The 24,095-nt window shown below is 47.8% G+C and carries 18 protein-coding genes and 1 pseudogene; 8 read left to right on the top strand and 11 right to left on the bottom strand.

All coding sequences use genetic code 11. From position 1 onward, the window contains the following. Positions 1–133: 133 nt before the first annotated feature. Positions 134–304, bottom strand: a complete 171-nt coding sequence (locus tag H6F88_RS07035) for a hypothetical protein (protein ID WP_190642021.1) — start codon at positions 302–304, stop codon at positions 134–136. A 418-nt stretch (positions 305–722) separates the two neighbouring features. On the opposite strand from H6F88_RS07035, the gene H6F88_RS07030 reads away from it, so the two are divergent. The 3 genes from H6F88_RS07030 (at position 723) to H6F88_RS07020 (ending at position 5,207) form a co-directional block, all read left to right on the top strand. Next, entirely contained in the window at positions 723–1,682 is a 960-nt protein-coding gene (locus H6F88_RS07030) for an orange carotenoid-binding protein (protein ID WP_190642020.1), read from the top strand. A gap of 312 nt (positions 1,683–1,994) precedes the next feature. After that, entirely contained in the window at positions 1,995–2,327 is a 333-nt protein-coding gene (locus H6F88_RS07025; protein ID WP_190642019.1) for a hypothetical protein, read from the top strand. 63 nt (positions 2,328–2,390) lie between these two features. Beyond that, positions 2,391–5,207: an NACHT domain-containing protein gene (locus H6F88_RS07020; protein WP_190642018.1), complete on the top strand. Its 2,817-nt coding sequence runs from the start codon at positions 2,391–2,393 to the stop codon at positions 5,205–5,207. On the opposite strand, the gene H6F88_RS07015 is transcribed toward H6F88_RS07020, so the two are convergent. Together H6F88_RS07015 and H6F88_RS07010 are read right to left on the bottom strand one after the other, a co-directional pair. Beyond that, on the bottom strand, positions 5,204–5,992 hold the full coding sequence (locus tag H6F88_RS07015) for an ion transporter (RefSeq protein WP_190642017.1): 789 nt from the start codon (positions 5,990–5,992) through the stop codon (positions 5,204–5,206). The genes H6F88_RS07020 and H6F88_RS07015 overlap by 4 nt on opposite strands. A 101-nt stretch (positions 5,993–6,093) precedes the next feature. Beyond that, the gene (locus H6F88_RS07010; RefSeq protein WP_190642016.1) at positions 6,094–6,759 is read right to left on the bottom strand and encodes a class I SAM-dependent methyltransferase; all 666 of its coding nucleotides are present in this window, start codon (positions 6,757–6,759) and stop codon (positions 6,094–6,096) included. Between the two features lie 42 nt (positions 6,760–6,801). Between H6F88_RS07010 and H6F88_RS07005 the strand changes: the two genes are divergently transcribed. Beyond that, positions 6,802–7,242: a hypothetical protein gene (locus H6F88_RS07005; RefSeq protein ID WP_199333488.1), complete on the top strand. Its 441-nt coding sequence runs from the start codon at positions 6,802–6,804 to the stop codon at positions 7,240–7,242. 78 nt (positions 7,243–7,320) lie between these two features. Here H6F88_RS07005 and H6F88_RS07000 read toward each other — a convergent pair. The 3 genes and pseudogenes from H6F88_RS07000 to H6F88_RS06990 form a co-directional block, all read right to left on the bottom strand. Further along, positions 7,321–7,947, bottom strand: a pseudogene (locus tag H6F88_RS07000) (Uma2 family endonuclease). Between the two features lie 113 nt (positions 7,948–8,060). Continuing rightward, the gene (locus H6F88_RS06995; RefSeq protein WP_190642015.1) at positions 8,061–8,972 is read right to left on the bottom strand and encodes a restriction endonuclease; all 912 of its coding nucleotides are present in this window, start codon (positions 8,970–8,972) and stop codon (positions 8,061–8,063) included. A gap of 230 nt (positions 8,973–9,202) precedes the next feature. Then, positions 9,203–9,673, bottom strand: a complete 471-nt coding sequence (locus tag H6F88_RS06990; protein WP_190642055.1) for a tetratricopeptide repeat protein — start codon at positions 9,671–9,673, stop codon at positions 9,203–9,205. A 146-nt stretch (positions 9,674–9,819) separates the two neighbouring features. Between H6F88_RS06990 and cobW the strand changes: the two genes are divergently transcribed. Together cobW and H6F88_RS06980 are read left to right on the top strand one after the other, a co-directional pair. Next, entirely contained in the window at positions 9,820–10,911 is a 1,092-nt protein-coding gene (gene cobW / locus H6F88_RS06985) for a cobalamin biosynthesis protein CobW (protein ID WP_190642014.1), read from the top strand. A gap of 266 nt (positions 10,912–11,177) precedes the next feature. Then, positions 11,178–12,197 (top strand): tetratricopeptide repeat protein, encoded by a 1,020-nt coding sequence (locus H6F88_RS06980; RefSeq protein ID WP_190642013.1) that lies wholly within the window; start codon positions 11,178–11,180, stop codon positions 12,195–12,197. A 220-nt stretch (positions 12,198–12,417) separates the two neighbouring features. On the opposite strand, the gene H6F88_RS06975 is transcribed toward H6F88_RS06980, so the two are convergent. The 4 genes from H6F88_RS06975 to mfd all read right to left on the bottom strand — a co-directional run bounded on the left by H6F88_RS06975 (position 12,418) and on the right by mfd (position 18,298). Next, entirely contained in the window at positions 12,418–12,717 is a 300-nt protein-coding gene (locus H6F88_RS06975; RefSeq protein WP_190642012.1) for a Mo-dependent nitrogenase C-terminal domain-containing protein, read from the bottom strand. 397 nt (positions 12,718–13,114) lie between these two features. Continuing rightward, complete coding sequence (locus H6F88_RS06970; RefSeq protein ID WP_190642011.1) at positions 13,115–13,732, bottom strand: S-layer homology domain-containing protein; 618 nt, start codon at positions 13,730–13,732, stop codon at positions 13,115–13,117. 225 nt (positions 13,733–13,957) lie between these two features. Continuing rightward, positions 13,958–14,686 (bottom strand): Uma2 family endonuclease, encoded by a 729-nt coding sequence (locus H6F88_RS06965; protein ID WP_190642054.1) that lies wholly within the window; start codon positions 14,684–14,686, stop codon positions 13,958–13,960. A gap of 42 nt (positions 14,687–14,728) precedes the next feature. Further along, positions 14,729–18,298 carry a transcription-repair coupling factor gene (gene mfd, locus H6F88_RS06960; RefSeq protein ID WP_190642010.1) on the bottom strand — a complete coding sequence of 1,190 codons (3,570 nt, stop codon included), beginning with the start codon at positions 18,296–18,298 and terminating at the stop codon, positions 14,729–14,731. A 270-nt stretch (positions 18,299–18,568) separates the two neighbouring features. Here mfd and H6F88_RS06955 point away from each other — a divergent pair, with 270 nt between their 5' ends. Beyond that, the gene (locus tag H6F88_RS06955; RefSeq protein WP_190642009.1) at positions 18,569–19,891 is read left to right on the top strand and encodes a hemolysin family protein; all 1,323 of its coding nucleotides are present in this window, start codon (positions 18,569–18,571) and stop codon (positions 19,889–19,891) included. Between the two features lie 618 nt (positions 19,892–20,509). Next, positions 20,510–22,933: a sucrose synthase gene (locus tag H6F88_RS06950; protein WP_190642008.1), complete on the top strand. Its 2,424-nt coding sequence runs from the start codon at positions 20,510–20,512 to the stop codon at positions 22,931–22,933. A gap of 102 nt (positions 22,934–23,035) precedes the next feature. Here the strand turns inward: H6F88_RS06950 and H6F88_RS06945 are convergent, their stop codons facing one another. Beyond that, positions 23,036–23,755: a DUF1997 domain-containing protein gene (locus H6F88_RS06945; protein ID WP_190642007.1), complete on the bottom strand. Its 720-nt coding sequence runs from the start codon at positions 23,753–23,755 to the stop codon at positions 23,036–23,038. Positions 23,756–24,095 lie beyond the last annotated feature (340 nt).

Raw genomic sequence — 24,095 nt, 5'->3', positions numbered from 1 at the left:
TTACTAATTTTCAAGCTGACTATGCTTTACTGAGTGGCTTCTCAAAACACTGTAAATCTTCAGGTAGTTTGCTGATTCATCGAGATTTAGCCTTAATCATAAAAACTCATGAGTTTCTAACTCAACACGAACTCTACCGTCCTGCACTTAAGATCTGTGCTGCGGTCAGGTGTAGTTCGGGAGAATGAGGAGAAACAATTCGATCACTGCCCTGGTAGATCTGTTCTTCATACAGCCCGTCTACCCATTCCAGTACAGTCACTATTGTTAACATCGACCAGTTTATAGCGGCGGTCAGTGTCATCGCTATAGTTCAGGTAATCTTCTATCGTCATACCCGATCGGACTACAACGATTGCGATCGCCTCCTTTCCTCAAGCTGTGAATCAGCAGAATCGATTCTCAGGTTAAGAAACTGAGCTTTGCACCTCTCCTTCGACGACATTCTATAGCAGCCCTAGATCATGGGAGACATAGGGAAGCCTCTCGAAATTTATTTCTCCATTCTTCGATTAGAGAAAAAGCTTTATTTATCAACTGTTTCAGCTTTTGGAAGAGGCAGCGCGATCGCGGCAACTGCTCCTTCCTCAAGAAAAAATAAAGATTTGTTAAATTTCGTAACGATTTCGTGATACTTTGTAACAAGCAGAGAAAGCTGCACAGCTCAAGAACTTCTCTGTTCTTTCCACTAATTGCAAATCCAGTAAGGTAGGTCTTTAAAGATGCCATTTACTATTGATTCAGCGCGCAGTATTTTCCCAAATACCTTGTCTGCTGACGCAGTACCCGCCACAATTGCTAGATTTAAGCAGCTTAGTGCCGAGGATCAACTGGCATGGACATGGTTTGCTTACCTCGAAATGGGCAAAACAATTACTGTTGCTGCTCCGGGTGCTGCCAGTATGCAATTTGCAGAAGCAACCCTGAATCAAATTCGGCAAATGACTTTTGAAGAACAAACGCAGGTCATGTGTGACCTAGCAAACCAGGCTGATACCCCAATTTGCCGTGCCTATGGCATGTGGTCTCCAAACATCAAGCTAGGGTTTTGGTATCAGCTTGGTGTATGGATGGATCAAGGAGTTGTGGCTCCAATTCCAGCGGGCTACCAGCTCTCTGCTAATGCTTCCGCAGTACTGCAAGCCGTGAGAGAACTCGATCAAGGTCAACAGATTACCGTCTTACGCAACGCTGTGATCGATATGGGATTTGACCCAAGCAAGCTAGACGATTACACCAGAGTATCTGAACCTGTTGTGGCTCCAAAGGAAAAGTCTGCCAGAACTCCAGTCAACATTGAAGGCGTGACCAATCCCATTGTGTTGAGCTACATGGATAATCTCAACGCTAATGACTTTAAAGCGCTGATTGAACTATTTGCTCCTGATGGCGCTCTGCAACCTCCTTTCCAAAGACCCATTGTCGGTAAAGATGCTGTTCTTCGATTCTTTAATGAGGAATGCCAGAACCTCAAGCTCATCCCCGAACGAGGTGTGGCTGAACCCGCAGAAGACGGTTATACCCAGATAAAAGTGACAGGCAAGGTGCAAACTCCCTGGTTTGGTGCGGCTGTAGGCATGAACATGGCTTGGCGGTTCTTGCTCAATCCCGATGGCAAAATTTTCTTTGTGGCGATCGACTTATTAGCATCTCCTAAAGAACTGTTGAATCTAGTCCGCTAGGTTAAAACCAAGAAGTTTCGGGTAGGGGCGAACGGTCATTCGCCCCTACCGATTGCATGGACTAAAGTATCAAATGTAGGTTGGGTGGAACAACGTGAAACCCAACGTTTGCCTAGATTCTGTTGGGTTCCGCTTTGCTTCACCCAACCCACGTTATATCAATGGTTTTTGGAGTTTTGTCAGGCAACCAGGCATCAGGATTTAAGGTAAGCGTAAAAAGGCTAGCTTCAATTTAGAAGTGAGTTTCCATAAACACATAAGAGTGCTTTTGCAAGCGGTACTCCATCATAAAATTTTGATTTTTTAGGGTTAATGATGCAAGTAAGTGATACCGAGTGGTCTAAGACTGAAAAGGAAGTTGCTCAGGTGGCTTTCAAAAGAGCCTACGAGCGAGAAATTGATGCTTTGATGAAGGGAGTCCGAGAAAAAGCGAGTGCGATCGAAACCCAGGATGACATCTGGCATCTCCATGATTTTTTGAGTGCCAAAAGACATGAGATAGATGGCAAATATGATTACAGATACTCTGTTTTAATTTTTGTCTTCGCTACTTTAGTGAGAGAAGGCTTGCTGCATCTAGACGAACTGGAGGGATTAGGAGCAGATAAACTCACCAAAATCGCAGCGCTTACTCGCATGGGCTAAACACCAACATCTGAAGGGCGATCGCCTACACTCGTATGCAGACGTGTAGGGTCAGCATAGCGGATGCAAAGGATTACTCAAACACTGATTAAGTGGGTTCCTTCAGGAATTGGGGCGGGGGCAACGCTACACTATGCCTTAAACCAGGAATGGACACAGGCGATCGCCCTCTCCTTTATCACTGCATGTCTGTCACTCTGGGCTAAATTCAGCGGCAAGTTTATGGAAACGCTCGAAGAAGCGGCAGCTCAGCGAGGAGCTGCCTCCGCCCAATGGGTGATTAGAACAGCAGATCAATTCGCTCTAACCTTACTGTCCAACTTCCAGAGCCGCTACTATCAAAGCCTGATTTACGCCCTACGTGACTTTCGGACTCAAGGACTGAAAACCAAAGGTCCATTTGCTCTAAATCTGGAGAAAGTGTTTGTACCCCTTCAACTTGCTCCAGAGACGACCGATAAGGTTTCTTCTGCCATGATTCCAATTCGTCATGCGACAGAAAGCCTGGAAATTTGGGATTTTCTTGCCAAACTAACCGAACAATCTACCTTCAAGCGAATTGTGGTCCTGGGTCCGCCTGGTTCTGGCAAAAGCACACTGCTAGAACATTTGACGCTCACCTATGCCCAAAAAGCGCAGACTCGCCAGCATCCCAAAGCTCCAGCGTTAATTCCCATTCTGCTTTATTTGCGAGACGTTCAAGAAGCCATCTTCCTGGACAAAACTGGTGCAGATTTGGTCGAAGTTCCACCCACACTGACAACACTGATTCAGCAGCAAAACACCGTCCAGAAACTCAACCCACCTGCTGATTGGTTTGAGTCGAGACTGCGACAGGGTAAGTGTTTGGTTTTACTCGATGGCTTGGACGAAGTCGCAGACAGCGCTCGGCGGCATCAGGTGAGCCGCTGGGTTGACGAGCAGATGCTCAGCTATCCCACCAATGCATTTATCGTTACTTCCCGTCCGTTTGGCTATCGCAGCGCTCCGCTTCGTCACATTGGGCTGGTGGCTGAAGTGCAGCCCTTTACGCTGAAGCAGGTTGAGCAATTTATCAACAACTGGTATTTGCAAAACGAGATCATGCGCCGTCTGGGAAAGGACGACCCCGGTGTACGGCAGGTGGCACAACAGCAAGCAAGCGATCTGTTTAGCCGCATCAAACACAATCCGTCTCTAGCAGCGATGGCGCTAAATCCGCTGCTGCTGACAATGATTGCAACGGTTCACTGCTATCAAGGCGCACTCCCAGGGCGACGGGTCGAACTCTATGCAGAAATTTGTGATGTGCTGCTGGGACGCAGACAAGATGCCAAAGGAATTGTTGAATCCTTGACCGCTGCCCAGAAAAAACTGGTGCTGCAAGTGCTGGCGCTAAAGCGAATGCAGAAGAAAACTCGCGAATTTAAGAAAGTAACCGGATGTTTACTGATTCGCGAAAAGCTGGTGACGGTTGCAGGCTACGACGCAGACCCGGAGGACTTTTTAGAGCAAATTGAAAATATCAGTGGTTTGCTGGTGCAGCGACAGCCTGACGTGTATGAGTTTGTCCACAAGAGTTTTCAGGAATATCTGGCTGCCGCTCAGATTAAGGAATCAAAGCAAGAGTTTTTGCTTACTCGCAACATTGATGATCCCTGGTGGGATGAAACTATTCGCCTCTATGCCGCGCAAGAGGATGCCAGCAACCTGATCTGGGCAGCGCTTGACCAGCCTAGTGTGGTTTCGTTAACGCTAGCTTATGACTGCCTGGAAGAAGGGTTAAGTGTGCAACCAGACGTGCGACGACAGCTAGAAGACACCTTAGAAAAAGGGCTGGAATCTGCGGACGCAGAAATCTTTAAGCTGGCAGCGGAGGTAAAACTATCGCGTCGGTTGAACAAGCTGCTGCGAATGGATGACCTGACTGAAATCGACACGAGCTACATCACCTGTGCGGAGTATCAGCTTTTTATTGATGAGAAGAGTCAGTCGGGAGAAAGCTGCCAGCCTGACCACTGGCAAACAGCAAAGTTTTTACCTGGCAGTGCAATGAGTCCGATTACGGGTATTCGAGCTAGCGATGCAGAAGAGTTTTGTGAGTGGCTGACGCAGCGCTCCAGCCCAATTGGGGATACATTTTTGGAGGGCAGTTCTTCTATATTTGTAGGGGAAGCTAGGTTTCGATTGCCTAAGCAAATTGAAGTGCAGGAGCATCCACTCCAAGCAAAACAAATTGGCTGCTGGTGTAACGCGGGCGATCGCCAACTCATCACCGGCATTGCCCCCATTCAGTGGCAACGCTGGTATAAGGCACTGGCAGAATTAGTGGAGAGCGATCGCTTCCTCATTGAAGAGTTGGATCGTGCCCTCGATCACCCTCCTGATAAAACGCTCTCTGCCTCTAGCTCACTCAACTTGCTATATCAAGCACTTGGCCTCACGACGCACAGCGGCTTCGACCTTAACCTTGACCTAGAATTTGCCCGTTCTCGCATCATTGACTTTGAGTCTGATTTTAGTTTCCAACCCACAATTCCACTAGAGCAGGATTTGCTGGATTTGATTAAGTTGGTGGGCGATCGCACCCGCAGCCTTAACTATGATTTCATAGCACAACGCGACTATGACTTAAGTCAATTTCGAGCTTATACCCTGCTCACTTCTGTGCTGTTTAAATTAATTTCAGAAGCTCACGACAAAGCAGCAAAAAGCCGAGGTTTGTTGCCTACTCAAAAACCCACTCGTCGCGAGTGTGAAGAATTGAGCCGTGAGTATCTAAGCAAAAGCAGCGAAGCATTTAATCTTTTCGCTTTCTTTGTGCTAATTGACCAACGCAGAGCCGGACAACTTCCTGCCTGGGAAAGCATTCGGATCGTAAAACAGAAAATTAATAGCTAAATCTTGCAAATGTTTCTTAACTCCGTACCGCAGATTTTACAGAACCGAGCATCCGTATCATGAGAGTCAAGCCCACATCCAGGGCAGAGAAACTCCATCTGTTTGGTCGTACTAAGCAGTTGTTTAATCAAATCACCTAACTGCCAGGGAATCAGAGCAATACCTGTCAAAATCATTAATACGGTAAGCAGTCGTCCTACTTCAGAAATGGGTGTGACATCACCAAAGCCAACTGTTGTCATCGTTGCGACTGAGAAATAAAATGCATCCAAAAAAGTGGCAAAGTCTTCTGGATTAACCGGATGCTCAACTTGATAGATGATGCCAGAGTAGACAAAGATGATGGCAAAAAGCGTGAATAAAATTCGGGTGACAATAATGCTATCTTCACCGCTGATGTAGCCAAATTTGGTTCTTCCTTCAACGAACCTAATTAATCGTAAGATTCGGAACCAGCGAAAAATTCGAATGAATTTGATATCCACTCCAGGGATAAAAAATGGCAAAATTGCTAAAAGGTCAATGATGGAATAAAGGCTGAAAACATAACGAATCTTTTTCTCAGCACACCAAAACCGCAGCAAATATTCCACCGCAAAGACAATCAAAATTCCCGTATCAATCGCATCCAGGATTGAACGGACAGAAGCCGAAATTGGGTAAGTTTCTGCAACAAAGATTGCCGAAGAAATTAGCACCAATCCAGTGATGACCAGGTTAACAACTCTTCCTGGAATGGTTTCAATATCTTCTAGGTAAAAGGCGATCGCTTGTCGTAACGACATATCTCAATTTCTATAGCTTCATCTTTGTAGGATGCGTTAGCGACAGCGTAACGCATTAATTCTTGAGGATGGTGCGTTACGGCTTCGCCTAACACACCCTACTAGGGGCGCTTTAAGGCAAGGGTTAAGCCATCGGCGATCGCCACCATACTTAGGGTCACCCGCTGATCTTCATGCAGTTTCCGATTAAACGCACGAATAGCTTCAGTTCGCGTATCCTGCACCTGACCATCCGCCACCCGTCCCGACCACAACACGTTGTCAATTAAAATTAGCCCCCCCGGACGCACAAGGTGCAACGCCCGCTCATAGTAGGTTTCGTAGTTGCTTTTATCGGCATCAATAAACGCAAAATCAAAGGTTTCTGCCTGCCCCTCAGCCAGAAGCTGATCTAGCGTTTCAACCGCTGGCGCAATTCGCAGATCGATTTTGTCTGTGACTCCCGCCATTTCCCAATAGCGACGGGCAATCGCCGTAAACTCCTCACTCACGTCACAAGCGACAACCTGCCCATTTTCCGGCAACGCCAGCGCTACAGACAATGCACTGTATCCCGTGAATACACCGACTTCCAACGTTTTTGTCGCTCTCATCAACTGCACCAGCAGCGACATAAATTGTCCTTGCTCTGGCGCGATCTGCATCTGACTCATCGGATGGCGGGCTGTTTCTTCTCGCAGCTTTAGCAAGATCTCCGGTTCTCGCAGCGAAACTGCGAGTAAATAGTCGTAGAGGCGATCGCCCAGATTCAGACTCTTGTTAGTCATCGTTTTAAGGTAAATCAGCGGTAAACTTTGGACGGTGAGGCAATGGGAAAAGGCAAAATGTTAGCTATACGAGCAATCATAGCGATCGTGATGGTGGTGCTGCTCAGCGGTTGTGGCATCGGCAGAAGTCCAAATCAAACCTTAGTGAAGCAGGCGATCGCCATTCAGGTGAGCCAAACCCAGCAAGCGTTAACTCAGCAGCTATATTCCAGTTCCTCTCAAACACCTGAGTTTGAGGTCGATCGCGTTCATATTACCAAACGCCAGCCCCTCAAAATTCAAGATCTGGTGTCTTACCGAGTTCAGGGTACCTATGATCTAACTCTGAAGTTTCCCAATCACCGCGTAACCCAGCGAGAAAACCCATTTGAGGTGTACTTGCAGCGTCAAGTCGAGGGTAAAACCTGGCGTGTAGCTCAGCTTCAGGCAGGAGATGGGGAAAGGGGCGATCGGTGGGTTACTCAACTGATTCCAACCGATTAATAGCTAACTATTTAGGCTACGAGAGGCAGAACGGTAAATAGCCCAATATCTAATCCGGATTACCTAATCCTGGCAGTTTTACCTGCTAGCCCTCAATACCTGCTCGGCGGTCAGTTTTAAACCTGGAAAGGTTAAAGAGACGATGGTTTGACTGCCTCAAAACTGCTGGATTTCATACTCTCCATTGACTAGCGTACAGACAGAGAGAGTAGGTTGTTTGGGTTTTCCAATGTGTCGAGTCCCTCCTAACCCTGCATAGTCTGCAATCCAATATTCGGGAATTCCTAAAACGGCGTAATCCTCGACCTTGCGGGCATAATCATTTTGCCAGTTGCTACTTACAACTTCTGCTACAAATTTGATCGAACCACCCAACGTTAGGATCGACTGATCAAACCAAAGCGGTTTGTTGTTCAGTTCATCTCGATTGATAACTGCAACATCAGGTCGAAATGCTGTTACGCCTGTGTTAGAAGGGCGTAATAGCCCTCGCTGAAGGACGAACCAGGGTAAGTTTGCTGTATCGATTTGGACACAAAGCTTTGTTGTAATGAAGGCTGCGACTTCTTCATGCAAACCTGTTGGTTCCAAGTCGAAAACCTCCCCATCAATCAGCTCATAGCGGTTATCGTCACCATAACGGGCGAGAAACTCATCAAAGCTGAGTGGCTTCTGTTGTACTGGTTGGTCGATCACGATGGACATAGGTCAACTTAGCCCAATCAATGTCCTTAGTCTACCAAGCTAACCTGAGCGTGGTGTCGATGTTTGCGATCGCCCTGTGAAGTGTTAGGTGGCGATGCTGCTAACGGTTGACATCAAGGCAATTTTGATTTTCCTGTTAATGGGTGGACGTATATTTCTCCTCTAGTTTGTGCTGCCTTGACCTTCATATCTATTAGTTTGCTGAAACTAAGATTTTCCTCTAGAACGTAAATCAAGTCTTCGCCATCAATAAAAACTGTTTTTATTGCTTTTCCAACTAAGATACTGTTCACAACATGATCACTAAAACCATGAATTGATACAAAGATGCCTCGTCCATACATCTTACCTTCGATTTTGCCAACAAATTGATAAACAGGTTCATTACTAGCAGTTTGATCTTGCCATTTTGCTTCTATGAGGTAGTGTTCGCCGTCGTACTTAACAGCCCCATCAATCTGTTCACCAATAACTCGAAAAGGTTCAGTTACTTCTAGTTCAGACAATCGACCTAATTCAAGTAAAATCTTTTCTAACTCATATCCTCTTTGCTGGACAGACATTTTGCCGCTATGAAGCTCTAAAAAAGTTTTCTTAAGTTCTTCAATACTTTGTCGCGATTCTTGTTGAGTACGTTTCAATTCCTCTTGACGTTCTCTATCTGCCTTGATTTTCGCATCTCGAATTTCTTGCAATTGCCGGAGATGATCAATTTTTCTCCTTGCTTCATCACGGTTTAACTTCTTGAGTTTGTCAAAATAATAGGGATCAAAGTGCGACCATTCTGTCAAGGATTTAAGCATTGCTCTAAAAGCACCTAACCCCCCATCTGTTCTACTGGAAAGGTGGTCAAAAACACGGTCAACCATCCCAACACGAGTAAGTTGTTCCTTGTAGTTATCCAATACCTTAAGGTCAGACTGCGTACAGTAATTCTTAAAGAAGGAGTAAATGTCGTCTTTTGCCCACATCACTGAGAGGATGCAGTCGCGCATACAACCTTTGACATCGGACGGGAAAGCCATACGGTTATTGTGACAACGCTTTGAGCACAGGATTTGAAGTTATTTTAACCTCTATGCTCCAGCCACGTCTTGCAGAGTTACTTTGTAAATAATTTTACTCAATGCAGCAACTCTGTTAACTTGTGGCTATTGTTTCAACTTCACAACTCCAAACCACTTAACAAGGTCTGTACAGACGCAATGAATCAAATTTATACAAGATTCATTGCAGGATACTAGATCAACCAAAACTAACTTAAACGTGCTGTACATTCCAGGATAAGTTTTTGATTTTCTAGAGAATAGGGCTGAATTTCTAGGGCTTTCCGAAATGCCCAGATTGCCTCACTATATTCTCCTAATGCGGCGTAACAGAGTCCCATTCCGTGTAGTGCGCCGAAGTGAACTGAGTTAAGTTCAACTGCCTGCTGACAGTCCGCTAAAGACTTGCGATATTGCTGCTGAACGTAGTACAGAACTGCCCGACGATTCCAGGCTTCGGCAAAGTCTGGTTGAGCCTGAATAATTTCGGTTAATAAAGCCTCTGCCTGCTCCATTAATCCTGCTTCCATTAATGCTTGACTGCGTCCCAGCAGTTCCAGCCCATAAACTCCTTTTTGCTGAAACCAGAGTTGCCAAAGCTCCTGAGTTGCCTGCTGGCGAACTGGCTCATCTGGATTTTTTAGATCTTGCAATAGCGAGTTAACCCAAGCTTCATCCATGAATTCGTATTCCTGCTGTGGACATTCTGAAAGCGATGTGAAAGCGATCAACCGCTTCCCTCGCATCGCCCCTCTCTCCATTGTGTAATCCCCTCCGAGATTCTGCGACAATGGGGAGCGTTCTCTGCATCGCTGGATTTTCTCGCATGGCTGCAAAAATTCCCGTCACGATCATTACCGGATTCCTTGGCAGCGGCAAAACCACGCTGATTCGGCACCTGCTGCAAAACAATCAGGGTCGCCGCATCGCGGTTCTGGTCAACGAATTTGGCGAACTCGGCATCGACGGCGATATCCTCCGCGCCTGCCCCTGCCCCGAACCTACCGAAGCTGCCGAAAACGAGACAGCAGCAAATCTTCCCCCCAACCCCCAATCCCCTAACATCATCGAACTCACCAACGGCTGTCTCTGCTGCACTGTCCAGGAAGAATTTTTACCGACGATGTTGGAATTGCTGAAACGGCGAGATAGCCTGGACTGTATTCTGATCGAAACGTCGGGTTTAGCGCTGCCCAAGCCACTCGTCAAAGCCTTCCGTTGGCAGGAAATTCGCAATGCTGCCACAGTGGATGGAGTCGTCACAGTGGTCGATTGTGAAGCAGTGGCAAACGGAACGCTGGCGCATGACCTGGAGGCACTCGTTGCCCAGCGTCAAGCAGACGAAAGCCTGGATCATGAAACGCCCTTGCAGGAACTATTTGAAGACCAGCTTGCCTGTGCTGACTTAGTGGCACTCAACAAAACCGATTTGGTAGACGAGTGTACGGTGACAGAAGTTTTATCGTTGATTCAGCAGGAAGTGCCTAGGGCCGTGAAGATCGTGAGAAGCGATCGCGGACAGCTAGATCCCAACATTCTCCTCGGCTTCAACGCAGCAGTGGAAGACAACCTGGAAACTCGCCCCAGTCACCACGATGAGGAAGAGGAGCACGAACACGACGATGAAATCACTTCCACTCATCTCGTTTGGAATCAAGCTTTTGACCCCAAAGCACTACAGGAACGACTAAAAGCACTGGTTGAGCAGCAGGAAATTTATCGCATTAAAGGATTCGTCGCCGTTCCTGAGAAACCAATGCGAATGGTACTGCAAGGCGTAGGCGCAAGGTTTGAGCAGTTTTACGATCGCCCCTGGCAACCGGAAGAACCTAGAGAAACCCGACTGGTTTTCATTGGGCGATCGCTTGACTCTGCTCAAATTGAGTCTCAATTAACATCCCTGGGCAGTCCCACTTAGCGTCCTTCCATGCACTCAAAGCGCAAATCACAACTTAGGAACAATTCGGTGCGCTGTCTTTAGCAGACTAGAAAACCGCTGCAGCCGTTAACCATTTCTTTAGAATCATTAACTTTTCGCCACATTTGCCCAGCAGATGTGGTATTTTCGTGGAACCGCATCTACCCAGAGGCAGATATTAGTTTCTCAAGGACTTGAGAAATTCTGGCTAGATGTAAATTACCCAGGGCAGTCATAAGCACCATCAACACATTTGACTCACACTCATGACTCAATCACGAAACTTACAGGAATGGGAACAGCGCCGCAGCGAAGCCGCCAGTCTTTACAGACGCGGTCAACATCATGAGTATCTGGCACTGCTAAAACAAAACCTGACCCTGGCCCAAAACATTCCCGATCGCCTGCGAGAAGGCAACACTTTTAATGACATGGGTTTAGCCCACATTCAATGCTGGCAGCCCCTTCAAGCGCTAGATTGTTTTAAGCAAGCCCTTGCCATCACTCAAGAATTGAGCAACAGTCGCGGAGAAGCAATTACGCTAAGCAACATTGGCTCTGCCTACAGCCAGTTAGGTAAACTGCAGCAAGCCGTTGAGTACTTCAATCGGGCACTCCCAATCTTTAGAAAACTGGGCGATTGGCAAGGCGAAGCAGCAACGCTAAACGACATTGCCCTAGTTTATACGCGTCTGGGTGAACCCAAGCGATCGCTCCTGCTCTATCACCAAGTTTTGCCAACTCGTCAAAAGCTGGGCGATCGCCCCGGCGAGGCTGCTACGCTCAACAACATCGGCTTCACCTACATTGCACTAGGTAAGCTCCCCCAAGCAATGGAGCACTTCCAGCAGGCGCTTTTAGCGCAGCAAATAGCAGGCAATCGCCAGGGAGAAGCTACCACTCTCGGCAACATTGCTTCTGTCTACCGAGACTTAGGTCAGCCGAATCAGGCATTGCTGCTCTATCACCAGGTACTTCTAACGCAAAAAGAGTTGGGCGACTGTCTCGGACAGGCAAACACCCTTGACAACATGGGCTGCACCTGCGGCGTGTTGAACCAACCTCAGCAAGCACTAGAGTTTTATAGCGCTGCTTTGCAGATTCAGCGGAAGCTGGGCGATCGCCCCGGACGGATTAACACCTTGCTCAACGTTGGCTCAACCTACGCCAATCTCAACCAAAAAGGGCGAGCACGACTATTTTATTTTCAGGCTCAAAGACTGATTGAACAAATCAACCATCCCCTCCTGGCTGAGCGAATCGAAAATCTAATAGACGAACTTTAGCGCTGGTTATAGCGTTTCTATAAAAACAAGATACAGATGGAGGGACACCCCGCGAAACAGGGTGTCCCTCCATCTGTAGTTCTCATTTTTGGAAGTGATATTACAAAAGAATGAGGCAAGGCTAAGCTCTTGCCTTATTCTTTATTCTTTTACGACTACAAATAAAAAGACACCCTGCATCGCAAGGTGCCTTTTTATTTATAGATTAACAGTAAGAGGATTAACAGTAAGACTGAATGTCTTCACCACACTGGTCAACTAGAAAGCAAAGAGAACGAAAGCGAAGCCCAACAAACTGGTCGTATAAAGGGTTGAGCTTACACAGAGGGGGGATGTGGGCTACGGTACGACCAAACAGATTAACGTCACGTTCAAAAGGACATTGGGCAGGAATCAACCGAGAGATGAGACGGGCAACTTTGGGGTCACGAATTTCAACGTTATCCAACCATTGACGCACAGGCTGTAAGAGATCGGAATGAGCCTTACTGCCTTGATTTGCTCTGGGTGAGATGTTCATGTTGAGAGGTACTGGCGATCGCACGATCGCTCAATTAAGTTTTCGTTCCTGTTACAAAGATACGAATGGGATCAAAATGTTTCTTAAAGGAAGTGAGAAAAAAACCGAGTTTTCACTAAAGCTCTGGTGAAAACTTCTTATCTGCAAGACTTTGGTGAGTATTTTTGCGGTGTTAGCCAATTCCAGTCCCTACAGATAAGTCAACTTGTGGAGCGAATTAATCAACGGACACGCCTGATGAAAGCAATCGTGACTGTAAAAATGAGCTTCTTGCTCGTTGTCACGGCACCCAGTTTATATAAGGAAGGTTACCCATTCCGATGGGGGAACTTACCCATCGTAGCGCCGATATCTTAACTTTTGCCACTCAAATGAGCAAGATTTCTACGCTACATTCTTATGAACCAGAATTTTGCTGATTCTCCAAATATCGGCTCAATCCGTAAGCCATATCACCCCGTGTCATCGGTCGCAGTGGACCAATCTGACTGCTGGCATCTACATTCACAAATCCTTCATACAGTGCTGTTGCCATTGACCGTCTTGCCCAGGCAGGAATGTCTGTCGAATCTGGATACTGAGCCAGAATCTCGTCAATCGTTTCATTGGGAAACTGGAATACCCCGTAAGCCTGAGCAAAGATGGAAAAGGCTTCCGCCCGTGAAACTCGCTGCTCTGGGAAAAAACGCCCTTCCCGATAGCCCGTCATGATGCCATTTCGCAACACCGTTTGGATGTCGTTGTAGGCCCAGTGTGATTCAGGTACATCCTGCATCTGAATCACCATCGCTTGATCGGGATTGCGCCGATCGAGTTGAAAAGTTTTAACCAAAATACTAGCTAGCTCTGCCCGACTCAAAAGTGCGTCAGCACGAAAGTCACCGTTAGCAGAACGACTCATCAGCCCTGCATTGACAACTCGATCAACTGGATCAGAAACTACCTGAGCTTGGGCGATCGCTGATGTGCCATACAGCATGAAGGTGAGAGAAAAGGCACTAAGAAACCGTTTCATACTGAAAAACCTACACTCAGTTTTGGTTGATGTAGCTACTGTGTCTCAAGTTAGCCATTCTGGTGTCGATTCTACCGAAGGAAAAAAGTGACTCATTTCCGTCCAGTAAAATAACTCAGTCAAATGAGTTTGACGTGTGGAGATTTAGTTAAGTTTCCTGAAGTAGGGGAGAGCAGAGGATAGTGATCGCATTCTTCCGTATCTCCCTAACCATTCTGCTAAGAATTAATTTTCCGGTTCAATTCCTGCGGCTCGTAGCTGCGCTGCCAAGCGGTCTGCCCGTCGCCGTTCTTGCTCTGCTCGTTGCCGTTCTTGTTCTGCAAATTCTGATCCCCAGAGCAACAGCTCTCCCTGTTCATTCCACCAGCGCAACCAGTAACCGGTGCGGTTTTCTCGGATTCCCTGCCATGTGCCCAGAAATAGATTCATTTCAGCGATCCAATAGCGATCGCCAGACTCAAGTGATTGAAGCTTGTAGCGCATTGAAGCATCTAACTTATAAACTTCCAAAGCTCCGCTATTGGGTTCAAAAATGACGTAGTTAGGAACTTGTAAAATCTGCTCGTAGAAAAACCATTTTCCAGGCGGGTAAGTTGGCTTAACTGAATACTCCGTCCCTTCCGTATCAGATAAAAATTCCATCACAATCGCAGGAATGTCACCTTGAAGGTTTGGCGTATAGCTCCGCACAACCTCTTCTCGTGGCACTCGAATAGACGCGACATATCCCCAATCAGGGGCTTTAATGACAATCCGACCATTCAAGGTGGCGCAAATGCCGTAGTTAGTCGTGGTTAATGCGCTACCTGGCAGCTTCCCAGCAAGTTCCAGACTTTCGGTGAGCGCAGCAGCAAGGGATGGCTGATTAATGTTGTCCACTGGCTCATCGTCTAAAACATAGTCATCGGGCAGTTTTTCCCAGGTGACCTGATAAGGAATTGAACTGGCTAACATGATTTTTGCCATTCATGATTTGTCATTATAAAGTCACCTTAGTCAAACCAGTGCAGGTTCTGGCAGTGCGCCGCGCATTCGACCAAGCCAGTCAATCAGGTTCTCAAGTTGAAGGTCGGCATTGAGAACGGCTAGACCGCGCACGGTGACTTTTCCGGGGGTGTAGACAAAACGAGTTTGCAGATGTTCTGGTAGGTTGGCTTTGAGCAAATTCCAGGCGGGTTCCTCCATTGGTGTTTCTAAGACGACATGCTGCTTGCCTTCGGGCTTGATTCTTGAGAAGCCAAGTTTCTTGGCAATTTGCTTCAGTTCTACGACGCGAATGAGCTGTAGGGCGGCAGTGGGAATTGGACCGTAGCGATCGCTCCAGTCTGCGGCAATCTGAGTCAATTCCTGCTTAGAGTCGGCAGATGCCACTGCTCGGTACGCACTCATTTTCTGATCTAAATCTGGAATGTAGTCGGCGGGAATGAAAGCAGTCAGGTTTAGGTCAATTTGAGCATCATCAACCTGGGGAATTTCCTGTCCGCGAATTTCCTTAATCGCCTCCTCCAGCATTTCCATATATAAGTCAAAGCCGATCGCATCCATCTGTCCAGATTGCTCAGCGCCCAACAGATTTCCTACACCGCGAATTTCCATGTCTCGCACGGCAAGCTGATAGCCTGACCCCAGTTGAGTGAATTCCTGAATCGCCCGCAACCGCTGTCGAGCCGTATCTGAAAGCTGACTTTGCTTAGGATAAAACAACCAGGCGTGAGCCTGAATTCCGGCTCTGCCGACCCGACCTCGAAGCTGATAGAGCTGAGACAAGCCAAACCGCTGTGCGTCTTCAATCAAGATCGTATTGACACGAGGGATGTCCAGACCCGATTCAATAATGGTGGTGCAGACGAGAATTTCAGCGTCTCCATTGCTAAAAGTAAGCATGGTGGCTTCCAGTTCACCTTCTTGCATTTGACCGTGGGCGATCGCCAATCTCGCACTGGGCACCATCTCCCGCAACTTTCCAGCAGTTTCTTCAATTCCCTCAACTCGTGGCACCACGTAAAACACCTGCCCGCCTCGGTCAAGCTCTTGGCGAATTGCGGTTCTCACCATATCAGGATCAAGTGGCGCAAGGTGAGTTTTGATTGGGCGGCGGGAAGGCGGCGGTGTGGTGATCAGGCTCATCTCCCTTACACCTGACAGCGCCATGTAAAGCGTCCGGGGAATAGGCGTAGCGCTGAGCGTCAGCACATCAACTTGAGTTCTAAGTGACTTAATTTTTTCCTTCTGATTTACTCCAAACCGCTGTTCCTCGTCCACCACCAGCAAGCCCAGATCTCGGAACTTAACGCCCTTGCCCAGCAGTTGATGGGTTCCTACCACGATATCTAGCTCTCCGGTCGAAAGCCGCTGCTGAATATCGCGCCGTTCATCCAACGTGCGGAAGCGGTTCAGCAGCCCTATCTGAATGGGGTAAGGCGCAAATCGCTCTTTTAGCGTGTGGTAGTGCTGCTGCGTCAAGATCGTCGTTGGAGCCAGCAGTGCCACCTGTTTGCCTGCCGTCACCGCTTTGAAAATCGCTCGAATTGCCACTTCAGTTTTGCCAAAGCCGACATCACCACAGACAAGACGGTCCATCGGGCGAGGGCTTTCCATATCTCGCTTCACATCCTGGACAGCTTTAAGCTGGTCAGTTGTCGGCTGATAGGGGAAGGAGTCTTCCATCTCCTCTTGCCAAGGCATATCGGACGGATAGGGGTGTCCCTCCTGTTGCGATCGCTGAGCATAAAGCTGCAACAAATCAACCGCAACCTTTTTAACTGCCTTGCGAACCTTACTCTTAGTTTTCTCCCACGCCTTGTTCGACATTTTGTTGAGCTGGGGCACCTGATCCCCGGCTCCCCGAAAGCGCGATAGAGAACTAAGCTGATCGGCCGCTACCCGCAGCAACCCATCCGCATATTGCAACACCAGATATTCCCGGATCTCATAGTTGATCTCCAGGCTTTCTAATTTAAGGAATTTACCTACACCGTGATTCTTGTGAACCACGTAATCTCCGGGCTGGAGCTTGTTGGGGTCAACCTGTTTGGAGGCAGCACGGCGGCGTTTGCGGACATAGCTGGGCGTTGCCAGGGAATGCTGTCCAAAAAACTCCCGATCAGTCACGACCACCAATCGGAAAGTCGGCAGGATGAAACCTTCTAGCTCTGCGAGCCCTGAATATTTGACCGCAACGGGAATGTGCTGCCCCTGAAGCTTGTCGATCGCCAAATAATCTCGCGGATTGGGCACAAACTGCGCCGGACAGTCATGCTCTTGCAAGAGTGACACCGATCGCGACGGCTGGGCCGAAACCAGCCAGATCGAGAAGTTGCGATCGCGCTCTTGCCTCAACGTCTCAGCGAGCTTGGCAAACTGATGCGGGGTAGCAGGCACAGGACGACTAGCAAGGTTAAGTCCATTTCCTTCTTCTGCCAATTCTGATAAATGCAGTCGCTCAAATAGCTCCAGGTCAGCCAAAGAATCTGTAAAACTGCGGTGAATTTGCGGCAGCGGCATATCGTGATTTGCACCCACTGCCGTTTCTTGCCACTGCTCCTGGGCGTGTTCAGACCAGCGATCGCCATGCGCTCGACACTGCTCCGGCTCATCGATTGCTACCAGCGTATTTTCCGGCAGGTAATCTAGCAGCGATGCAGGCTGCTTAAATGCCAGTCCCAAAAATCGCCGCATTCCTTCAATCGTTTGCCCCGACTCTAGCCGCTCCAACTCTTCAACCGAAAGGTAATGCGCCAAGCGGGAATCAATTTGAGACGGAGCTTCCTTGCCATTCTCTAATCCCCAACCCCCAACCCCCAACCCCTGCATAATCATGGGGCCGAAGTCAGTCGTGGTTAAAACCAAACGGGTGATGCTGTCGAGCGATCGCTGTGTTGCCGGGTCAAACTCACGAATCTGGTCAAGCTCATCGCCAAATAGCTCCAGACGCACGGGTAGCTCCGAGGCAACCGGAAACACGTCAATAATGTCTCCCCGACGGCTCCACTGCCCCTCCGTTTCAACCAATGGCACCCGCTCATAGCCTAGCCGCGCTAGCTGCTGGCTAAATTCTTCCAGGTTTAGCTCCATGCCTCGGTTCAACGTAAGGCAATAATGCTGAAATGTTTCAGTGGGCGGCAGATGAGGCTGAAGGGCGCGTTCGGTCGTGACAATCACGATCGGGGATTGGGAGTTAGGGGTTGGAGATTGGGGGTTGGACGGTGAAGCTAAAGTCCGTTTGCCCAGTCCTTGCAGGTCGGCAAGCACCTGAAGTTGCCCCCAAGTCATTTCAGCTTCAGAGTCAAAGGGTTCGTAAGGAGAAGCCTCCGAAGTGGGGTAGAAATGCACAGTTTGCCAACCCATTGCTTCGAGTTGAGCCGTCCAGCGTCCAGCTTCTTCAAGCGTGGCAGCGATCACCAGCAGGTTGTGCTGGCAGGCTTGGGCGATCGCCGAAGCAATCAACCCTTTAGGAATGCGGGCAATGCCATTTAACACCAGAGACCGCTGCTGGCTCAGTTTGCTCAGCAGTTCAGTGGTGAGGGGCGATCGCCCCAACGCGCGAGTAATTGAAGAAAAAGCCATACGCCCTGGAATCGCAGTGTGGTGGAGCGTTGAAAAATCAACGTTTAAGGATGAGAGATTACCGTTTAAGAGATTAAAGATATCTCAAAATTTACCTATCTTAACTATTCTAAAAGGCTTATCATCTGCAGTACGCCCCGGATAACACAACTCAGGTAGGGTAATCCGATTGCAGTAATTTGTCAGATTAAAATCGATGGATGTTATCTAGTCCGAAAACAGCGCTAGTTCCCTCAAACTTAATAGCAGGTCATTCCAGGCACCCTAAGCATGTCTTCTGTCACCTTCGAAATTTTAATTATTTTGCTGCTGGTCATTGCCAATGGCGTATTTGCAATGTCTGAGATTGCCGTTGTTTCAGCCCGCAAAGCCCGCCTCCAAGAATTAGCCGAAGATGGGGATGCTAAAGCTCAGGCTGCCCTAGAACTGGCAAACGCTCCCAATCGTTTTCTTTCCACAGTACAGGTCGGCATTACCCTGATTGGCATCCTGGCGGGAGCTTTTGGTGGAGCAACCCTGGCAGGTAGACTAGCTCCCTACATTGGGCTGGTGCCTCTTTTAAAGAACTATAGTCAGGCGATCGCCTTTGGACTCGTCGTTGCCATCATCACCTACCTATCCATCATCATCGGTGAACTGGTTCCTAAACGTTTGGCCCTAGCTAGCCCCGAAAAGATTGCTGCATCAGTCGCAATTCCAATGCAGTGGCTCTCAAGAATTGCCTACCCCGTAGTCTATCTGCTGACCAGTTCTACAGATTCAATCTTGCGACTGCTAGGTGCAGGTGGGGCATCAGACGAGCCCCTCGTCACCGAAGAAGAAATCAAAGTTTTGATTCGACAGGGAGCCGAAGCCGGAACCTTTGAAATTGCAGAGCAAGACATGGTAGAGCGAGTCTTTCGTCTGGGCGATCAGCATGTCGCCTCATTGATGACTCCTCGATTCGACATCACCTGGCTAGACATCAATGACTCTACCGAAGTCAATCGCCAAAAAATGATCGAGAGCCGTCATAGTCGCTTTCCGGTTTGTCAAGACAACCCTGATCACGTACTAGGCGTGGTTAACGTTACAGATTTGCTAGCCCGGAGCCTCTTAAACCGGCCCCTTGACTTAATTGACATCCTGCGACAGCCCTTATTCGTTCCTGAAAGTACCCGTGCCTTCAAGGTGTTGGAAATGTTTAAGCAGTCTGGCACTCATATTGCGCTGGTAGTTGATGAATATGGCGTAACCCAGGGAATCGTAACCCTAAATGATGTGATGGAAGTCATCATTGGAGATGTTCCTTTCGCCGACCAGCCTCACGAGTCACCTGCAATTCAGCGTGAAGATGGATCCTGGCTGCTAGACGGAACATTGCCAATCGAAAAGTTCAAAGAAATTTTTGAAATCGAGGAAATTCCAGGCGAAGATCGCGGCAACTTTCAAACTTTGGGGGGATTTGTAATTACTCAACTTGGGCGTATTCCCACATCATCTGATCATTTTGAGTGGAATAATCTACGTTTAGAAGTGATGGACATGGATGGAAATCGGGTTGATAAGGTGCTAGTTATGCCAACTCAGTTCCAGGTGCAATCAAGAAATTAACCTTCTCCAAATCCCTTCATAGAGTTTTGTTAAAAAACATCGCATTATATTAAACAAAAACGACACTAACCGTAACTTCACCGAAAACTTCATTGGAAATTCAATATTTCAGGGGTTAGCTTTACTCACCCATTTACTAAGCTGTGGGATTGTATTGGCGAAGAGCAGCTTGTCTGCATCCTGCTCAAACTTCTTGTAACTCAGCTAGGAGGAGCAACACTTAACTCTTTAGATTTCTAGAACTGAGCTAAAACCAGCTAGATTAGCTAAGCATTGTTTAGCATGACTATCTAATAACAATTTAGAACCTGAGAAAGAAGTTGTGCGGGAGTAAAGCGCTGTAACATGCATCTCTGGTGCCTTTAACTTTAATTCACCTCAGGTGTTTCTCTACTGGACTTGAACCCTTTAGCCAAAGAACCTATAGAGACTTTTGGCTGTCATAAATAGAGACAACAGAATTGACTAGAGGCTACAGGGAAGCGGCCTACAGCTCGTAAATAGCCAATTCTGGATGGAATTGAGATTGTATTTTTCAGTCTCTAACTTTTGCTGCAAAACCGCCCGTTCAAACAACGCGTTTCTTGTTGATCACTAAACCTAGTCGAAGGAGTTGCTATGTCCGAGCTGATTCAAGCGATTCTTACCAATCAGGATGAGAGAGCCGATTTACGCCAGTTTGCCAGCGAATTAAGACAGCGCGATCAGCAATATTTGCTGAGAAATGACATCATTACCGCTTTTGCCGAGTATTGTGCCCACAACCAGAAACCTGAGCAGTTTTTGCAGTCTTCTCATTTAGGCAAGCTCATTTATTACACACAGGAAATCATCTTAGATCAGGAAAGCTTGTGCATAATCGTTAGACCTAAAATTGCCAGTCAGGAGGTCTATCGATTATTGGAAGATTTAACTGTAGAGTCAATGACAGTTCAAGAGTTGTTGGATCTGCGCGATCGCTTTGTTAACCGCTTCAATCCGCAAGAAGGCGATGTTTTGGAGGTTGATTTCCAGCCCTTTTATGACTATTCACCCGCCCTGCGCGATCCCAAAAACATCGGCAAAGGCGTAGAATTCCTCAACCGCTACCTTTCCAGCAAATTATTCCAAGACCCAAAGCAGTGGTTAGAGGCGCTTTACAAATTCCTCAGCCTGCATAGCTGCAATGGCACTCAACTCCTGATCAATGGTCGAATTCAATCCCAACAACAACTTTCGGATCAGCTAAAACGCGCCCTGACCCTAGTTAGCAATCGCCCCCACGATGAGGCTTACGACAATTTTCGGTTTGACCTACAAGCATTAGGATTTGAGCCAGGTTGGGGAAATACTGCAGGCCGAGTTCGTGAAACGCTGGAGATGCTCGACCAGCTTTTAGATTCGCCAGATCACCAATCCCTAGAAGCTTTCATTTCCCGCATTCCGATGGTGTTTCGGGTGGTGTTAGTCTCCCCTCATGGCTGGTTTGGGCAAGAGGGAGTCTTGGGCCGCCCCGATACAGGCGGTCAGGTTGTATACGTCCTTGACCAGGTAAGAAGCATTGAAAAGCAGCTCCAGCAAGACATTGCTCTAGCAGGACTAGAAGCCGAGTCCGTCCATCCTAAGGTGATTGTCCTGACTCGCCTGATTCCCAACAGCGACGGCACGCTCTGCAACCAACGGCTGGAGAAGATTCACGGCACTCAGAATGGTTGGATTTTGCGTGTACCCTTCCGCGAATTTAACCCCAACCTCACGCAAAATTGGATTTCCCGCTTTGAAATCTGGCCTTACCTGGAAACCTACGCCATTGACGCTGAACGAGAACTATTGGCTGAGTTTCAGGGCAAACCAGATCTGATTATTGGCAACTATTCCGATGGCAACCTGGTCGCCTTCTTGCTCGCCCGCCGCCTGAAAGTCACTCAGTGCAACGTGGCGCACGCTCTAGAAAAATCAAAATACCTGTTCAGTAACCTGTACTGGCAAGACCTGGAAGACCAGTATCACTTCTCGATTCAGTTTACAGCTGACCTGATTGCCATGAACGCTGCCAACTTCATTATCAGCAGCACCTACCAGGAAATTGTTGGAACGCCCGACAGCGTTGGACAGTACGAGTCTTACAAATGCTTCACGATGCCAGAGTTGTATCACGTGGTGAGCGGGATTGATCTATTCAGCCCCAAATTTAACGTGGTGCCCCCTGGCGTAAACGAAAGCTCCTACTTTCCCTACAGTCGGATGGAAGATCGGGTACCAGGCGATCGCGATCGCCTGGAAGAACTGCTCTTCACCTCAGAAGACCCTAGCAGTGTTTATGGCAAACTAGACGACCCCAGCAAACGCCCCCTGTTTTCGATGGCCCGCCTCGATCGAATCAAGAACCTCACGGGTCTAGCAGAATGCTTTGGTATGAGCAAAGCATTGCAAGAGCGGTGCAACCTGATTTTGGTGGCAGGAAAACTGCGGGCAGAGGAATCAAACGACCAGGAAGAGATCAACGAGATCCACAAACTTTACCAAATCATCGATCAGTACAACCTGCACGGCAAAATCCGGTGGCTAGGCGTGCGTTTGCCAAAGAGCGATTCTGGGGAAATTTACCGCGTGATTGCTGATAACCGAGGCATTTTTGTTCAGCCTGCTCTGTTTGAAGCCTTTGGTCTAACCATCTTGGAAGCCATGATTTCTGGACTACCCACATTTGGAACTCGTTTTGGTGGTCCATTGGAAATTATTCAAGACAAGTACAACGGCTTCTACATCAACCCGACGTTGCCTGAAGAAATGGCTGAAATCATTCTGGATTTCATCTCCAAGTGTGACCAAAACCCTGGCTACTGGGAAGAAATTTCTAATCGCGGAATAGAGCGGGTTTACAGCACCTACACCTGGAAAATTCACACCACCAAGCTGATGTCACTCGCCAAAATCTACGGCTTCTGGAACTATACTTCGCAAGAAAACCGAGAGGATATGGTGCGCTACATTGAGATGCTGTTTCATCTGCTCTACAAGCCCATGTCCAAGAGCTTGCTAGAAAAGCACATGCAGCGCTAGTAGCAACAAAGACAACCAATAAAGACAACAAAGAAGGGAGGCAGGACAATGTCCTGCCTCCCTTCTTTATGAAACCAAGACCGACACTCTAGCGAGAAAGTTCTAGTCGTGCGTAGAAGGGTTTTGACTTCGGCTCCAGGGATACTTTTTGCGGGATTTCTTAACTAAAGGTGCGTTAACGCTAGCGTGGAAATCTTCCTGAACCTTATGCGTCAGGCAGCGAGAAACCTGTCTAACAACCTGGTTGAGCAGGCGATCGCCCGTCGATTGCACTAACGACTTCGGCAAAGCATGAATAAACCGAGGAAACTGAACATACACTTCTAAATTGAGTTCCCACACCACTTGAGTCAGCTTTGTTGAGGCATCCACCTCAGCGTTTGCCTCAACCAGTTCTAGAGCAGCCTGAAAGTCTACATCGTAGCCAGGTGCTTCATATCCAGGAATGGAAATCGTTTTGATGCGATAAACTCCCTGATCTTGAGGCAGTAAATCTAAGCCAACTTTAGGCTCCACCTCATAACCAAATGAGCCAAACCGTCCAATTATCAGCGTATAGCCATTTTCTCCGAGCGGCTCTGCCTTCATCGGGTGGGCACAGCGGCGAAACCAGCCATGATGTGCATCTAAATACTTGGCTACGGTCTCAGCATCAGCATACATGTCCATGCAGCCCTTGTAGTAGCCATGAAAGCAAGTCGGTTCGGCAAGGTAGGCGGACTCTTCCATAGTAGGCACATTACCATCAACCAACCCTGATGTGACGCTCAAAATAGGGTTTGAGTTCTCGATGGGCTGATGATCTGCTGAGTTGGCCTGCATAAACATACTTTCCTACAATCTCGTCTGCAATAGTGGCTATTGAATTTACTATTTGACTCGACCCGTGCCTAGATTTGGCAGAGACACAGGGGTAAACGCAAAAATCTATCTATCGAGGATTCAATTACCTAGTTCACTCAGCATATCTTTTGATCTAGAAGGCAACCATGATTGATCTACGGAAAAGATAAGGCGATATCCGGCTGTCATACTTGATCAAGATCATCGCTGTACGTGATTTCAGGTGAATCGTTGGAGCCTAGCTTAACTTAACTACATGTTGTTGTGGCTAGATTACCCATTTCTACCTTAAAGTCCAGCAGAGATCCTGTATCTCAGA

It is taken from the genome of Oculatella sp. FACHB-28 (assembly GCF_014696015.1).
Classification (GTDB): domain Bacteria; phylum Cyanobacteriota; class Cyanobacteriia; order Elainellales; family Elainellaceae; genus JAAUTN01.
The sequence above is the reverse complement of the archived record's forward strand: the minus strand, read 5'-3'. Positions and strand labels throughout refer to the sequence as shown.